Raw genomic sequence first — 14034 nt, 5'->3', positions numbered from 1 at the left:
CCCTTCGGGTTGAGTCTCCGGGGGCCCAACTCCCGTACCCACACAAAAGCGGGTAAACGGAATTTTGCTCATCGATCCGGCGCCGGGCCCCGTAGACGATCACCGAGAGAGGGGCGATTCCCAGGTCAGGAGGCTCTTCGATCACGAAATTTCATCTCATGGACAGACCACTGTCCGGTGTCCGGTAGTCTTGTCGAGGTCAAGCGCCGCTAGCTCAGTTGGTTAGAGCAGCTGACTCTTAATCAGCGGGTCCGGGGTTCGAGTCCCTGGCGGCGCACCGGCACCGGAAAGCCCGGGTCACCACTGGTGGCCCGGGCTTTCCGCGTTTTACGAAGATCTCGCAGTCCTCCGGCGGGGTGACCTGCTCGATGACGAAGCGGAGAACGGTACGGCGGCGCCTGCCGGGCGGGTCGGCCCACCCGCTCGGCCCGCGCTGCCGTACCCGGGGGTCATGACGGCCGGGTCTCTCTCGCGGCGACGATCACGACGGCCCCCAGGAACGCCATGACCAGATTCGCGAAGATCTCGTAGCCCTCCAGGAGGGCGACCCGTTCGACGACGAAGCGGTTGAAGAAGTTGAGGACGGGGCCGAAGAAGGGCTGGACGGCGAGTTGGTCGATGGTCCCGCTGACGCCCTGCACGAGCATGACGATCCCCGCCATCCGAAGGACTGCACGCATGCCGCAACGCTAGTGACCCGCCGGTGCCGCGCGGATCCCTCCCCGGGCCCCTCCGCCTGCGACCGAAGTCCCCGGTATCCCGGTGGGGGAGCGACGAAAGTATGCGCTCCGGCCGACTTCGGTATCGCCTTGCCGCCCGGTGTCCCGGACCCGTTGACGCCCGGCCGGTCGCGTCCTACGGTTCATTACATAAGTAATGAACCGAAGAAGCAGGTGCCATGTTCGACGACCGGAGCCCCATCTATCGGCAGATCGCCGATCGCATCAAGGCCGACGTGCTGAGCGGGGCGTTGCGGGGCGACGAGCAGGTCATGTCGACCAACCAGTACGCCGCCTTCTACCGGATCAACCCGGCCACCGCGGCCAAGGCGTTCCAGCAGCTGGTCGACGAGGGCGTCCTCTACAAGAAGCGAGGTATCGGCATGTTCGTCAGTCCGGCCGCCCCCGACGCGCTGAGGGCGGAGCGGAGAGAGAGGTTCTTCGCCGACGTGGTCGACCCGATGGTGGCCGAGGCCAAGGCCATCGGCATCCCCCTCGGTGACGTCGTCAAGCGGATCGACGAGCTGGAGGGGCGCGGATGAACGTCGAGGTTCGCGATCTAAGGGTGGACTACGGCGAGGTCAGGGCCGTCGACGGCATGACGTTCTCGCTCGACGAGGGGAAGATCTACGGTCTCCTCGGCCGCAACGGGTCGGGCAAGACGACCCTGATGTCGGTGCTGGCCGGCTTCCGCAGGGAGTCCGGCGGCACGGTCCGGGTCGGCGGCCGGCCGGTGTTCGAGAACGGGAAGGTCACCAGCGAGATCTGCCTGATCAGGGACGCGGGCGAGACGATCGACATCGACAAGGTCGACGACGCCCTCTACTTCGCCGAATGGCTGCGCCCGCGCTGGGACGCCGCCTACGCGGACGAGCTGCTGGAGCGCTTCGGCCTGCGGCGGAAGATGAGCGTCAAGGCCATGTCCAAGGGGCAGCGCTCGGCGCTGGGCGTGGTGGTCGGGCTGGCCGGCAGGTCACCGCTGACCATGTTCGACGAGTCCTACCTGGGCATGGACGCGCCCTCCCGCTACGCCTTCTACGACGCGCTGCTCGCCGACTTCATGGCGCACTCGCGCACGATCATCCTCTCCACCCACCTGATCGAGGAGTACAGCTCGCTGTTCGAGGAGGTCATGATCATCGATCGGGGCAGGCTGGTCGTGCAGGAGGAGAGCCAGACCCTGCTGTCGCGCGGCACCGCCGTCACCGGGCCCGCCGACCGCGTCGAGGAGTTCACCGCCGGGCTCACCGTGCTGAACACCAGGCGGCTGGGCCCGACCGCGTCGGCGATGGTCTACGGCGACCTCGACGAGGCCCGGCGCAGGAAGGCACGCGAGACCGGGCTCGAACTCGGCCCGATCGCCATGCAGGACCTGTTCGTCCACCTCACCGAACCCTCCGGGGACGCCGCGCGGGCCGTACCGTCCGAAGACGCCTCCGCCGACCGGTCTGGAGACACCCGATGAGATTCCCCAGCCGTCTGCTCGCCGCCAACCTCTTCTTCGCGGGCATGGTGTGGGCGGCCTTCTACGTGGTCACGACGCTGATCACGGTCGCCATCGCGGTCTTCGGGACGCTCACGCACAGCGTGTGGGAGGGGGCGACGCAGGTGCCCCGCTGGTTCGCGTTGTTCGTCGGCGTCGCCATGATCAGGGAGTTCCTCCCGCTCTACATCGCGCACGGGCAGACCCGCAGGCAGTTCGGCGCGCAGGCGGCGGTGACCATCGCGCTGTACGCGCCGGCCCTGTCCGCCCTGCTCGTCCTGGGTTACCTGCTGGAGACGCTGCTGTACAACGTGGCGGGCTGGCCGCAGGAGCTGGCCCGGGCGCACCTGTTCGCCTCGCCGACCGACGTGCCGCTCGTCTTCCTCGAGTACCTCGTCGAGTTCCTCGCCTGGATCGTCGCGGGGACCTTCATGGCGGCGGCGTTCTACCGCTGGCAGGGCGGCGGGCTGCTCTCGATCCCGCCGGGCGTCGGGCTGATCCTGCTGGGCGAGGCGGCCATCGGCACGGAACTGCAGCTGCCCTTCATCCAGATCCCGCTGGACGTCACCTCTACACCGGCCGTCCTGACGGCCCTGGCGGGCGGGATCGGCTGCTTCCTGCTCGGCCTGGCGATGACCTGGTCGATCATCCGCGACGTCCCGCTCCGCAACAGGCTCGCCTGATCCACGGCGAGCGATCCGACAAGCCACGACACGCTCCCCGCAGGAGGCCGCCGTGCCGGTTCTGGAAGTCACCGGATTGCGCAAGAGCTACAAGGACAGGCTCGCCGTCGACGACGTCGGCTTCGCCGTGGGGGAGGGCGAGACCTACGGGCTGCTCGGCCCGAACGGCGCCGGCAAGACCACGACCATCTCCATGGTGGTGGGGGTCCTGGCCCGCGACGCTGGCGAGGTGCGGATCGACGGGCGGCCGCACGACACCGCGAGCACGTCGACGAAGTCCGTGATCGGCTACGTCCCCCAGGAGCTCGCCCTCTACCCGGACCTGACCGCCAGGGAGAACCTGAGGTTCTTCGCCGGGCTGTACGGCATGCGCGGAGGCGAGGCCCGGCGCAGGATCGAGGAGGTCCTGACGACCGTCGGCCTGGCGGACCGGGCCGGTGAGGCGGTGGGGAAGTACTCGGGCGGCATGTCCCGGCGGCTCAACATCGGCATCGGCCTGCTCAACCGGCCGCGCCTGCTGGTGCTCGACGAGCCCACCGCCGGGGTCGATCCGCAGAGCCGCACCGCCATCCTCGACAACGTGCGGAGCCTGGCCTGCGACGGCATCGCGGTCCTCTACACCACGCACTACATGGAGGAGGCGGAGCGCCTCTGCGACCGGGTGGGGATCATCGACGGCGGCCGGATGCTGGCCGAGGGCAGCCCGCGGGAGCTGGGCGCGCCCGACCTGGAGGCGGCCTTCCTGCAGCTGACCGGCAGAGCGCTGCGGGACTGAGGGGGCCGGGACGATGCGCGCGCTGATACTCATCCTGCTGAAGGACCTGCGGCAGCGGCTGCGGGACGGCACGCTTGTCATCTACGCCGTGGCCCTCCCGCTCGGCCTGGCCTTCCTGCTCAACCTGGTCATGGGCGGGTCCGCGCAGCGGCTCGACGCCCGCTACGGCGTCGTCGGCCTGCCCGCCTTCACCGAGCAGGTACTGCGCCCGATGGAGGCGGCCGGGCACATACGGCTCAGCCGGGTCGCCTCGGCCGAGCAGGGCAGGGAACTGGCCGGGCGCGGCCGGCTGGACGCGGTCTTCGTCGGCGGGCCGGAACCCTCGGCGGCGGCCTCCGAGTCCTCCGAAGCGAGCCGCGACCCCTCCGCCGGGAGCCCGGAGCCGGCCTCCGCGGGGGCCGGGTCGATCGAGGTGATCGGGAGCGTCGACGCGCCCGTCGCCGTGCAGGTCGCCCGGGAGCTCGCCGAGTCCTACGCGGCGGCAGAGCGGGGCGAGCGTCTCGCCCTCTCGGTGGCGGACGCCGGGCCGGAGGCCGTACCGGACCTGCGCGCCCTGCCGGAGCCGATCCAGCTCCGGCAGGACACGTCCCTGTCCGTCAGGCAGCTGGACACCAGGACGTACCACGTCGCGGGCATGGGCGTCTTCTTCCTGTTCTTCACCGTCATGCTCTGCGTGGCCGGCATCTTCGCCGAGCGGGACTCGGGCACGCTGGCCAGGATCATGGCCGCGCCGGTCCCCGGGTCCCTGATCATGGCGGCGAAGCTGGTCGGCGGCGTGCTGACCGGGCTCATCGGGATGGCGGTCCTCATCGTCGTCTCCGGCCCGCTGCTCGGCGCCCGCTGGGGAGATCCCGCAGGCGTCGCGGCACTGGTGACCGCGGTCGTGCTCGCCGCGACCGGGCTGATGGCCGTGGTGGCGACGTTCACCCGCACCGCGGAGCAGGCCGCCAACTGGCAGTCGGTCGTGGCCACCGTGTGCGGCATCGTCGGCGGGGCGTTCTTCTCGGTGGGGCAGCTCGGCGGGCTCGCCGCGTTCGGCGCGGTGACTCCGCACCACTGGTTCATGGAGGGCCTGGCCGACCTGCGCGGCGGCGGCTCGGTGGCGCTCCCCGTCACCGTCCTGCTGGGCTTCGCGGTGGTCGGCATCCCCGTGGCCCTGGCCCGGCTGGGAAGGATGGCCCGCGCATGAAGATCATGTCCATCGCGATGCTCAACCTGCGCCGGGTCTTCAGGGATCGGACGAACATCTTCTTCGTGGCCGTCGTGCCGTTCCTGCTGATCCTGGTGATCGGGCAGCTGTTCGGCGGCGGGGAGCGGCTCCGGCTGGGGGTGGCGGCCGAGGGGACCGGCCCGCTGGCCGGCCGCCTGGTCGCCGCGCTCGGCTCCGGGCCGCGCATCGCCGTGGAGCGGATCGGCGGCGAGGAGGACCTGCGCGTCGCGGTCGAGCGCGGGCGGGTGAACGCGGGGCTGGTGATCCCCGGAAGCTACGACGCCGACCTCGCGGCCGGCCGCCCGGTCCCGCTCGGCTCCCTCATCCGCCCGGACGACCTGAACGCCCAGGACGTCGCCATGTGGACGCGCTCGGTCGTGTCGAAGGAGGCGGCGCTCGTGCGGGCCGCGCAGTTCGGCGCGGCGCGGGGTTCCGGTTCCTTCGACCAGGCCCTGCGGGCGGCGGAGACCTCGCCCGTGCCCGGGATCGGGGTGCGGGTCACCACCGCCGGTGACGCGATCTTCCCCGAGGGGCTCGGGGCGTTCTCGATCGCGGCCCCGCCGCTGCTGCTGATGTTCGTCTTCCTCACCGCGCTGACCGCCGGGGTCGGGCTCGTGGAGACCCGCATGCTGGGGGTGTCGCGGCGGATGTACGCGACCCCGACCCCGGTGCGGACCATCGTGCTCGGCGAGATGCTGGGCAGGATCGTCATCGCGCTGGTCCAGGGAGTGCTGATCATGCTGGGCTCGGCTCTGCTGTTCGGCGTGGAGTGGGGCGACCCGGTGGGCGCGACCGTCCTCCTCCTGGTCTTCTCCCTGGTCGGCGGGGGCGCCGCGATGCTGCTCGGCTCCGTGTTCCGCAGCCCGGGGCCGCCCGGCGCGGTCGCGCTGGTCCTCGGGCTCGGCCTGGCCGGGCTCGGCGGCTCGATGATGCCGCTGGAGTCGTTCGGGGAGACGATGCGCACCCTGGCCCATCTCACCCCGCACGCCTGGGGCTACGAGGGGTTCGCCAGGCTGGTACGGCACGGCGACACGCTGCCGGGCATCCTGCCGCAGCTGGGCGTCCTGTCCGGCTACGCCGCCGTGCTCCTCGCCCTCGGCGCCTGGCGGCTGCGCCGGGCGCTCTGCCAGGCCGCGTAGACCAGGTAGGCGAACCCGGTCAGGATCGCGAGCCGCTGCAGCAGGCCCGCCGGGGCGGGCGACCACACCCCCGCGTGGTCCATCCCGTTGAGGGCGCCCGCGGCCAGCCAGAACGCGATCGTCCCGATCCCGCCGGCCAGGCCGTAGCCGCGGCCGAACCGCCGGGACAGGACGATCGCGGCGGCCGCGACGGAGAAGAACATGATCGGACCGAACACGTCGTGCAGGATCCCGTGCCAGGTGGTGACCGCGGGGCTCCCGCCGGGGTTGTAGAGGCCGGGGTCGATCACGAAGACACCCGCGAGGAACAGCGCGACCCCGGCGACCGCGATCAACCGCGGGCCCCAGCCCGGGACCGTGCGGCGGAGCGTGAGGCCGAAGGCGGTGATCAGCGCGCCGCTGAGCAGGAAGGCGGTGATCTGGATCCAGCCGCGGCCGGACAGCGCCAGCTCGCTGACCCAGTGGCGCATCGGGTCGTACCCCGGCCGGAGTGCGCCTTCGACGAGCCAGACGAGGACGAACAGCACGGGTCCGGCGGTACCGAGGAGGCGTGGCCACATTTATCTTCTCCTAGAAGAATCTGTCTTATGCAGATAATTTATCGGGAAGATTATGCGTCGGTAAGATGACCGCGTGTCAACCCCTGAACCCGCCGGACGCGAGGAGCTCCAGGCGCGTCTGCAGGCCGAGCTGGAGCAGACGATGGCCGCCGGAATCCTGCTCCAGCAGGCCGTGGCCGACCGTCTCGGGCTGAACCTGGCCGACTTCAAGTGCCTGACCGCGCTGAGCGGCATGGACGCGGCCACGGCGGGGGACGTCGCCGCGAGCACGGGGCTGACCACGGGGGCCGCCACACGGATGATCGACCGTCTGGAACGCGGCGGCTGGGTGCGGCGCGAGCAGGACCCCGGCGACCGGCGCAAGGTGATCGTCCGGCCGGTGCCCGAGAGGATGGCGCAGATCGGCCCGCTCTTCGCCGGGATGTCGCAGGCGTGGGCGCAGGCGCTGGCCGAGTACGACGAGGACCAGATCGCGATGATGCTGGACCTCTTCCGGCGCATGCGGCGGGTCGCCGGGCAGCAGGCCGCGATGATCAGAGAGGGCTCTTGAGGTGGGGCCTCCGGCCCGCTGAAGGCCGACGTTCTGTACATGCCCCAGCCGGGCAGGTTCTCGAAGGGTGGGTACGGCGCGAAGGGTGGGTATGGCACGCAGTGCAGCGCAGAAATGCCCTACTTATCCGATACGCGGCTTTTCCCTGGACAAAACCGCCCGGCGGCTACGGTGAGACGGGGGGCACACATTGAGGGCATTCATCTGCGCGGCCGCACTGCTCACGGCAGGGCTCATGACGGGCGGCTGCGGGGGCACGGGCGGGACGGCCTTCACGGCCGCGGCGGTCACGACGGGCACGGCGGGCGCGACGGGGGAGACCCGCGCCTCGGCCGCGGCGGTCACGACGGGGGAGGGCCGCATCCCGGCGGAGGTGAGCGGCGAGCAGTACCGGATCCTGACCGGGCAGTGCCGCTACGCCGACACGGCGGAGCTGCGCGAGCGGTGCGCGCGGGATGTCGGCCGCGACTACCGGGTGGGCGAGCGCGACGACGCGCTGGACTGCCGGACGTACTCCGGAGTCAGCGTCTGCGGGCCGCTCCCGCTCAGCGAGCGGGAGCGGCAGTGCGTCACGGAGGCCGTGGCGGGCGGTATGACCGCACGCCGTGCCGAGGTCGAGTGCTACGTGTTCTCCTGACCCGCGCCGCCCGGCGTCCGGTCGCCGGGGTCAGCCGGCCAGGGCCTTGACCAGGTCGTCGAGCACGACCTGGGCGGCGAGCGGGGCGCCGCGGGTGCTCCAGACGGAGCCGTCGACGGACACCACGTGGTCGTTCTTGACGGCCTTCAGCTCCTTGAAGGCCGGGGTCTCCTTCACCTCGGTGAGGGCCTTCTCGCCGTCGGCGGTGAGGGTGGACAGGAACAGCCACTCGCCGTCGATGTCGGACAGGGCCTCCAGGCTGAGCGGCATGGAGTGGGCGGTGCCGTCCTTGTCCTGCGCCTTGGGGCGGGTGAGGCCGAGGTCGGTGGCGACGAAGCTGGAGAACTGCCGCTTCTCCATCCAGCTCGGGCCCTGCGGGTTCCAGCGCACGATGCTGACCTCGGCGGGCTTGATCCTGGCCTTGGCCTCGGCGACCTTGGCGTCGTAGTCGGCCAGGACCTTCTTGGCCTCGTCCAGCTTGTTCAGCGCGTTGCCGACGCCCATGAACGACAGCTTCCAGTCGTCGGTGGGGGCCATCGTGACCAGGGTCGCCGGGGTGATGGTGCGGAGCTGGTCGAGGATCTGCTTGTCCTGCATGTCGCCGGCGAGGATCAGGTCGGGCTGGACCTCGACGACCTTGTCGATCACGGGCTGCAGGAGGTCGCCGACCACCGGGATGCCCCGCACCTTGTCGGCCAGGTAGGCCGGCGGCTTGTCCAGGCCCTGGCCGTTGGTGATGCCGACGGGGGTGACACCGAGGGCGAGGGCGGCGTCCAGGTCCTCCTGGGTGAGGGTGACCACGCGCTTCGGCTCGGCCGGAATCTTGATCAGGGTGCCGGTGGCGTCCTTCACCTCGCGGGTGGCGGGGGCCGCGGGCTGCGAGGCGGCGGCCGGTGCCACGGACGAGTCTGTGGACGAGGTGCCGCACGCCGCGACGGTCAGGGCGGCGAGAGCGGCGGCGAACAGACCGCCGACCCTGCGGAGGGGGGACATGTGAACTCCTGAACACATTAGGCAAGGCTTACCTACTTTAGGTTAGCCTTACCTTATGTTTACGCAACCCCGGACCTCCCCCCTGGTCTTCGGTCTGTGCGCCGCGGCACTGCTCGGGCTGGCCGCGCTCTCGGTGCTGACCGGAGCCGGCCGGATCGCGCCCGGCCAGGTCGTCGACTATCTGCTGGGCGCCCGGGGTGACGAGCACCTGGAGATGGTGGTCGCCACGCTGCGGCTGCCCCGCACGCTGGCCGCGGTCGCGGTGGGCGCCGCGCTCGGGGTCTCGGGGATGCTGCTGCAGTCGGTCACGCGCAACCCGCTGGCCGAGACGGGCCTGCTCGGCGTGAACTCGGGCGCCGCGCTGGGCGTGGTGGTGGGAATCGTCCACGCCGGAGCGCAGACTGGCGGGGCCTACCTGGTCTGGGCGCTCGGCGGCGCGTTCGCGGCCACCGGTGTCGTGCTGCTGCTCGGCTCGCGTTTCTCCCCGCTCAAGCTGCTGCTGGCGGGCGCGGCGCTGTCGGCCACCCTCACCGGGATCACCTCGGCCCTGCTGGTGGCCGACCCGGTCACCTTCGACCAGTACCGGTTCTGGGTGCTCGGCTCGCTCGCCGGGGTCCCGCTGGAACGCGTCCTGGCCGTCTCCCCGGCGATCCTGGCCGGTCTGGGCATGGCCGCCCTGGCGGCGAGACCGCTGGCCGCGCTCTCGCTCGGCGACGACGTGGCGGTGACCCTCGGCCACCGGCCCGGTCGCGTCCGGATCACGGTGACCGTGGCCGTCACGCTGCTCAGCGCCGCCGCGGTCGCCGTGGCCGGGCCGGTCGGCTTCCTCGGCCTGCTGGCCGGTTACGTGGCCAGGACCGTGCTCGGCGGCGGGATCGGCCCGCAGATCGCGCTGTCCGGCCTGGCCGGGGCCGTGGTCCTGCTCGGCTCCGACGTGCTCGCCCGGGTGGTCATCCGCCCGTACGAGGCCCCCGTCTCACTGCTGATCGCCCTGCTCGGCGCGCCCGTGCTGATCGTGGTCGCGCGCTCCAGGGCGGTGGCCGCCGGGGCGGGGGACCTGATCGCGGAGAAGTCCGCGCGCGGCAGGGGGATCCTGCGGTCTCCGGCGCGGTGGACCGGCGGGTCCGCGCCGCTGCCCTCCGACGCGCTGCCGGTACGGCTCGGCGCCTTCTCGGTCCTGCTCCCCCTGCGCTCCTCCATGGCGGCCGTCGTCCTCGCCGGGCTCGCCGCGGCGGCGGGAGTGGTCGCGATCACCGCCGGGCAGTCGGCCATGACCGCGGGCCAGGCCCTGAACGCGCTGCTCGGGACGGGGGAGGGCGGGCAGATCCTCCTCGTCCAGCAGATCCGCCTGCCCAGGATCGTCGCGGGGCTGACGGCGGGCGCGGCCCTGGGCCTGTCCGGCTGCCTGACCCAGGCCCTGGCCCGCAACCGCCTGGCCACGCCGGACATGCTCGGCATCAACCAGGGCGCGGTCATCGCCATCATGCTCGCCGGGCTGGCCTCGTCCGCGGCGACGCTCTTCGAGCACTGGTGGACCGGCCCGCTCGGGGCGCTGGTCGCGGCCGTTGTCGTCTTCGGCATCTCCGGCGGGATCGGCACCCGGGGCTACCGGTTCATCATCACCGGCCTGGCGATGACCACCCTGGCCGGTGCGCTGGTCCAGTCGCTCCTGGCCTGGCGCGGGCTCAGCGCGGCCACGGCGGTCCACGCCTGGACCGTCGGCAGCCTCACGGGCCGCGGCTACCCGGTGGCGCTGCCGGTCGCCGTGGGCCTGGCCGTCCTGCTGCCCGCCGCGCTGGCCCTCGCCCGGCGGCTGGCCGTACTGCGCTTCGACGAGGACGTCAGCGCCGGGCTCGGGGTGAGCCCGCGGACGACCAGGCTGCTCATCCTGGCGCTGGCCGTCGTCCTGGCCGGGCTGGGGATCGGCATCGGCGGGCCCATCGCGTTCGTCGCCCTGGCCGCCCCCGTCATCGCCGCCCGCCTGTCCGGCCCGGCCCGTCTCCCGCTCATCGGCGCCCCCCTCACCGGCGCCGCGCTCGTCGTGACCGCCGACACGGTCGGCCGGGTCGTCGCCGACGGCGCAGAGATCCCCGCCGGTGTCGTGACGAGCATCCTGGGCGGCCCCTTCCTGCTGTGGACCCTGCTGTCAGACCGGAGGTAGTGAGATGCCCTTCACCCCCCACGCACACGACGCCGGGCCGGCCGGCCCCGCCCGCGCCGGGCAGACGCCGGGCCCGCTGATCGAGCCGTCGCCGACGCCGGGCAGGCACCGGGTGACCTTCCGCTGGCGGGCCGGGTCGGCGGACGAGCGGGCGGTCGTGCTGATCAACACGCTGACCGATCGGGACCGTCACGCGGGCGACATCGGCGGACATGTCATGAGCCGGGTTCCGGGCACCGACCTGCTCCAGCTGACCTACGAGCTCGACGCCGACCTGCGGGCCAGCTACCAGATCCTGCCGTGCACGGAGATCCCCGGCACCGACCGCGACTCCTGGCTGCGCGTCATGATGACGGCGCTCCCCGACCCCGGCAACCCCCTCCGGGTCCCGGGCAGCCACGGCCGCAACCCCTCCTCCCTGCTGGAGCTGCCCGGCGCCCCCGCGCAGCCGTACCGCGACCGGCGGCCCGGCGTCCCCGAGGGCCGGGTCCACGAGGCTGAGGCGGCCGGGCGGCGGGTCTGGGTCTACACGCCCCCCGGGCACGACGCCGGGGCGGACCCGGCCGTGCCGTCCGGGACGCGGCCGGTCGCCTCGCCCGGGGCGTATCCGGTGATGGTCCTGCTGGACGGAGACGTGTGGGCCGGGCGGATCGCGCCGACGATGGACAACCTGATCGCCGAGGGACGGATACCGCCGACGGTCGTGCTGTTGCCCGACGCGGTCGACCGGCCGACCCGGCTGCGGGAGATGGCCTGCCACGAGCCGTTCGTCCGGCACCTGGCCGGGGAGCTGATGCCCTGGGCGGCACGCGGGTGGCGGGTGACGGACGACCCCGCGCTGACCGTCGTCGCCGGGCAGAGCTTCGGCGGGCTCACCGCCTCCTACGCGGCCTTCGTCGCCCCCGAGCGCTTCGGCAACGTGCTGTCGCAGTCGGGCTCCTACTGGTGGAGCGACGAGGACCCGGAGTGGCTGACCCGGCGCTACGAGCGGTCCCCCCGGCTGCCGGTCCGCTTCCACGTCGAGGTCGGCCGGCAGGAGTGGATGTTGCTGGAGGAGAACCGCCGGTTCGCCGAGACCCTCGCGGCCAAGGGCTACGAGGTGACCCTCGCCGAGTACAACGGCGGTCATGATCCGGCCTGCTGGCTCGGCGGTCTCGCCGGCGGGCTCACGAGCCTGGCGGCGGGGTGGCTGTGATGGAGGGCATCGGGGTGCGGGGCGTGACGGAGACGACCGCGGCGGGGGACGCCGGGGTGAAGGCGGCGATCCGTGAGCGGGTCATGGCGCACGCCGAGGTGCTCGTCGGGCTGAGCCACCGCATCCACGCGCGTCCGGAGACCGCCTTCGAGGAGCACCGGGCCGCGGAGTGGACGGCGCGGGTCTTGGGCTCGGCCGGGTTCGAGGTGACCGCGGGGGCCGGCGGGCTGCCGACCGCGTTCTCGGCCTCGTACGGCTCCGGCCCGGTGACCGTGGCGTTCTGCGCCGAGTACGACGCGCTGCCCGGGCTGGGCCACGCCTGCGGGCACAACGTCATCGCCGCGGCCTCCGCCGGGGCGGGCCTGGCGCTGGCGCCGTTCGCCGACGGGCTGGGCCTGACCGTCAAGGTCGTCGGCACCCCCGCCGAGGAACGGGGCGGAGGCAAGGCCCTGCTGCTGGAGGCGGGCGTCTTCGACGGCGTGGACGCGGCGATGATGGTGCACCCGGGGCCGTTCGAGACCGTCAGGTTCCGCTCGTTCGCCCTGGGCACCCTGGACGTGGAGTATCTCGGTCGTCCGGCCCACGCCACCCTCGCCCCGCACGAGGGCCGCAACGCCGCCGACGCGATGACGCTGGCCCAGGTCGCGATCGGGCTGCTGCGCCAGCAGCTCCCGCGTGACTGGCACGTCCACGGCGTGGTCACGGCGGCGGGCGAGGCGCCCAACGTCATCCCGGCCCGCGCCGCGGCGAGCTACGAGATCCGCGCCACCAGGGCGGAGGACCTCGCGGCGCTGCGCGCCCGGGTGGAGGCGTGTTTCCGGGGGGCCGCCGTGGCGTCCGGCTGCGAGCTGAGGCTGACCCGCCCGGAGCCCGACTATCTCGACTTCCGCGACGACGAGGAACTGGCCGGGCTGTACGCGGCCAACGCCGCCGCCCTCGGCCGCCCCGCCCCCGTCGAGCGCGAGCCGTTCGCGATGACCGACATGGCCAATGTCTCCCACGCGGTCCGCGCCATTCATCCGATGCTCGACATCGGCGCCGGCGGGGCCGTACCGCACGATCCCGCCTTCGCCGCGGCGGCGGCCACCCCGGCTGCGGACCGCGCTCTCCTGGAGGCCGCGGTGATCCTGGCCTGGACCGCCGCCGACCTGGCGGGAGGCGGGGACGGCGGGCGGGGAAAGCCGTCATTGTGAAGGGCCGGGAGAGGCCTGTCATTCCGTTTTCCCGGCCCGTGGAAAAGGAGAAAAGCGCCTTTCATCTGCGCCGATGAAGAAAGTCCGTTGAAGATTCAACTTCTGGGTATTTCGACGCGGACGGAGATCCCGGGTGGCGGGTTACATGAAGTCCGTCCGAGAAAATCATGTCCAGAAAAGGACTTCTCCCATGTCGCGTATGCGTCGCAACATCATGATCCTGACGATGGCCGCCTCCGCCGCCACCGCCGGTGCCACCGCCGTTCTGACCAGCCCCGCCCAGGCGGCGGGGGCCACCGTCACGGTGGGGTCGTTCCAGAACATGTCGGTGGTGGGCACGACCGGGAACGACAGCGTCGACATCAACCTGTTCAACGGGAAGATCACCGTCAGCTCCGTGCTGCACTCGGTGACCGCCGGGGCCGGTTGTGTCCAGCAGGGGCCGAGCACGGTCTCCTGCGCCGGGGTCAAGAACATCACCGTCAACGTCAGGGGCGGTGCCGACACCGTCCGCAACAACACGTCGCTGTTCGCCGAGATCTTCGGCTCGGCCGGCGCCGACCGTCTCACCGGCGGTTCCGGCCGTGACGTCCTCGTCGGCGGCAGCGGGAACGACATCCTGACCGGCAACGCCGGCAACGACACCACCGACGGCGGTGCCGACGTCGACACCTGCAGCGGTGAGACCGAGGAGAACTGCGAGATCTAGGGTGCGCCGCCCGGAGCCCCGTCACGC

At 72.2% G+C, this 14034-nt stretch carries 15 protein-coding genes and 1 tRNA gene; 13 read left to right on the top strand and 3 right to left on the bottom strand.

What is annotated here, in order from left to right:
- Window positions 1-203: 203 nt before the first annotated feature.
- Window positions 204-277: transfer RNA gene (locus Psi01_RS14670), tRNA-Lys, on the top strand.
- Window positions 278-449: 172 nt separating this feature from the next.
- Here Psi01_RS14670 and Psi01_RS14665 read toward each other — a convergent pair.
- The gene (locus Psi01_RS14665) at window positions 450-680 is read right to left on the bottom strand and encodes a hypothetical protein (RefSeq protein ID WP_204064556.1); all 231 of its coding nucleotides are present in this window, start codon (window positions 678-680) and stop codon (window positions 450-452) included.
- 218 nt (window positions 681-898) lie between these two features.
- Here Psi01_RS14665 and Psi01_RS14660 point away from each other — a divergent pair, with 218 nt between their 5' ends.
- From Psi01_RS14660 to Psi01_RS14635, 6 genes are read left to right on the top strand one after another with little or no spacing between them, the layout of a single operon-like run.
- Window positions 899-1261: a GntR family transcriptional regulator gene (locus Psi01_RS14660; protein ID WP_204064555.1), complete on the top strand. Its 363-nt coding sequence runs from the start codon at window positions 899-901 to the stop codon at window positions 1259-1261.
- Window positions 1258-2184 (top strand): ATP-binding cassette domain-containing protein, encoded by a 927-nt coding sequence (locus Psi01_RS14655; protein WP_204064554.1) that lies wholly within the window; start codon window positions 1258-1260, stop codon window positions 2182-2184. Before Psi01_RS14660 ends, Psi01_RS14655 begins: the two co-directional genes overlap by 4 nt.
- Window positions 2181-2885, top strand: coding sequence for a hypothetical protein (locus Psi01_RS14650; protein WP_204064553.1), 705 nt, complete (start codon window positions 2181-2183; stop codon window positions 2883-2885). Before Psi01_RS14655 ends, Psi01_RS14650 begins: the two co-directional genes overlap by 4 nt.
- 52 nt (window positions 2886-2937) lie before the next feature.
- Window positions 2938-3660, top strand: coding sequence for an ABC transporter ATP-binding protein (locus tag Psi01_RS14645; RefSeq protein ID WP_239127666.1), 723 nt, complete (start codon window positions 2938-2940; stop codon window positions 3658-3660).
- A gap of 13 nt (window positions 3661-3673) precedes the next feature.
- Window positions 3674-4849, top strand: coding sequence for an ABC transporter permease (locus Psi01_RS14640; protein ID WP_204064552.1), 1176 nt, complete (start codon window positions 3674-3676; stop codon window positions 4847-4849).
- Entirely contained in the window at window positions 4846-6009 is a 1164-nt protein-coding gene (locus tag Psi01_RS14635; protein ID WP_204064551.1) for an ABC transporter permease, read from the top strand. Before Psi01_RS14640 ends, Psi01_RS14635 begins: the two co-directional genes overlap by 4 nt.
- Here Psi01_RS14635 and Psi01_RS14630 read toward each other — a convergent pair.
- A complete protein-coding gene (locus Psi01_RS14630) occupies window positions 5943-6569 on the bottom strand; it encodes a DUF998 domain-containing protein (protein WP_204064550.1) in 627 nt (208 codons plus the stop codon). The two genes, Psi01_RS14635 and Psi01_RS14630, sit on opposite strands and share 67 nt — an antisense overlap.
- A 73-nt stretch (window positions 6570-6642) precedes the next feature.
- On the opposite strand from Psi01_RS14630, the gene Psi01_RS14625 reads away from it, so the two are divergent.
- Both Psi01_RS14625 and Psi01_RS43330 read left to right on the top strand, forming a co-directional pair.
- A complete protein-coding gene (locus Psi01_RS14625; protein WP_204064549.1) occupies window positions 6643-7119 on the top strand; it encodes a MarR family winged helix-turn-helix transcriptional regulator in 477 nt (158 codons plus the stop codon).
- Between the two features lie 190 nt (window positions 7120-7309).
- Window positions 7310-7756, top strand: coding sequence for a hypothetical protein (locus Psi01_RS43330; RefSeq protein ID WP_239127664.1), 447 nt, complete (start codon window positions 7310-7312; stop codon window positions 7754-7756).
- A 30-nt stretch (window positions 7757-7786) separates the two neighbouring features.
- Here Psi01_RS43330 and Psi01_RS14615 read toward each other — a convergent pair whose 3' ends face one another.
- Window positions 7787-8749, bottom strand: a complete 963-nt coding sequence (locus Psi01_RS14615; RefSeq protein ID WP_204064548.1) for an ABC transporter substrate-binding protein — start codon at window positions 8747-8749, stop codon at window positions 7787-7789.
- Window positions 8750-8804: 55 nt separating this feature from the next.
- Here Psi01_RS14615 and Psi01_RS14610 point away from each other — a divergent pair, with 55 nt between their 5' ends.
- From Psi01_RS14610 to Psi01_RS14595, 4 genes are all read left to right on the top strand, one after another.
- Complete coding sequence (locus tag Psi01_RS14610) at window positions 8805-10910, top strand: iron chelate uptake ABC transporter family permease subunit (protein WP_204064547.1); 2106 nt, start codon at window positions 8805-8807, stop codon at window positions 10908-10910.
- A gap of 4 nt (window positions 10911-10914) precedes the next feature.
- Window positions 10915-12105: an enterochelin esterase gene (gene fes / locus Psi01_RS14605; RefSeq protein ID WP_204064546.1), complete on the top strand. Its 1191-nt coding sequence runs from the start codon at window positions 10915-10917 to the stop codon at window positions 12103-12105.
- Entirely contained in the window at window positions 12105-13298 is a 1194-nt protein-coding gene (locus tag Psi01_RS14600) for an amidohydrolase (RefSeq protein WP_204064545.1), read from the top strand. The genes fes and Psi01_RS14600 overlap by 1 nt, the downstream gene beginning before the upstream one ends.
- Window positions 13299-13488: 190 nt before the next feature.
- The gene (locus Psi01_RS14595) at window positions 13489-14007 is read left to right on the top strand and encodes a calcium-binding protein (RefSeq protein WP_204064544.1); all 519 of its coding nucleotides are present in this window, start codon (window positions 13489-13491) and stop codon (window positions 14005-14007) included.
- Window positions 14008-14034: the final 27 nt, after the last annotated feature.

Origin of the sequence: Paraplanobispora siamensis (assembly GCF_016863175.1) — a bacterium.
In the GTDB taxonomy this organism is placed as follows: Bacteria; Actinomycetota; Actinomycetes; order Streptosporangiales; family Streptosporangiaceae; genus Planobispora; species Planobispora siamensis.
This window is presented reverse-complemented; position numbering and strand designations above follow the sequence as displayed.

Bases quoted from the DNA above. Each gene is read 5' to 3' on its own strand.
- Psi01_RS14595 (WP_204064544.1), top strand. From the start codon at position 13,489: ATGTCGCGTATGCGTCGCAACATCATGATCCTGACGATGGCCGCCTCC.
- Psi01_RS14610 (WP_204064547.1), top strand. From the start codon at position 8,805: ATGTTTACGCAACCCCGGACCTCCCCCCTGGTCTTCGGTCTGTGCGCC.
- Psi01_RS14640 (WP_204064552.1), top strand. From the start codon at position 3,674: ATGCGCGCGCTGATACTCATCCTGCTGAAGGACCTGCGGCAGCGGCTG.
- fes (WP_204064546.1), top strand. From the start codon at position 10,915: ATGCCCTTCACCCCCCACGCACACGACGCCGGGCCGGCCGGCCCCGCC.
- Psi01_RS14635 (WP_204064551.1), top strand. From the start codon at position 4,846: ATGAAGATCATGTCCATCGCGATGCTCAACCTGCGCCGGGTCTTCAGG.
- Psi01_RS14660 (WP_204064555.1), top strand. From the start codon at position 899: ATGTTCGACGACCGGAGCCCCATCTATCGGCAGATCGCCGATCGCATC.
- Psi01_RS14615 (WP_204064548.1), bottom strand. From the start codon at position 8,749: ATGTCCCCCCTCCGCAGGGTCGGCGGTCTGTTCGCCGCCGCTCTCGCC.
- Psi01_RS14600 (WP_204064545.1), top strand. From the start codon at position 12,105: ATGGAGGGCATCGGGGTGCGGGGCGTGACGGAGACGACCGCGGCGGGG.
- Psi01_RS14665 (WP_204064556.1), bottom strand. From the start codon at position 680: ATGCGTGCAGTCCTTCGGATGGCGGGGATCGTCATGCTCGTGCAGGGC.
- Psi01_RS14655 (WP_204064554.1), top strand. From the start codon at position 1,258: ATGAACGTCGAGGTTCGCGATCTAAGGGTGGACTACGGCGAGGTCAGG.
- Psi01_RS14650 (WP_204064553.1), top strand. From the start codon at position 2,181: ATGAGATTCCCCAGCCGTCTGCTCGCCGCCAACCTCTTCTTCGCGGGC.
- Psi01_RS14630 (WP_204064550.1), bottom strand. From the start codon at position 6,569: ATGTGGCCACGCCTCCTCGGTACCGCCGGACCCGTGCTGTTCGTCCTC.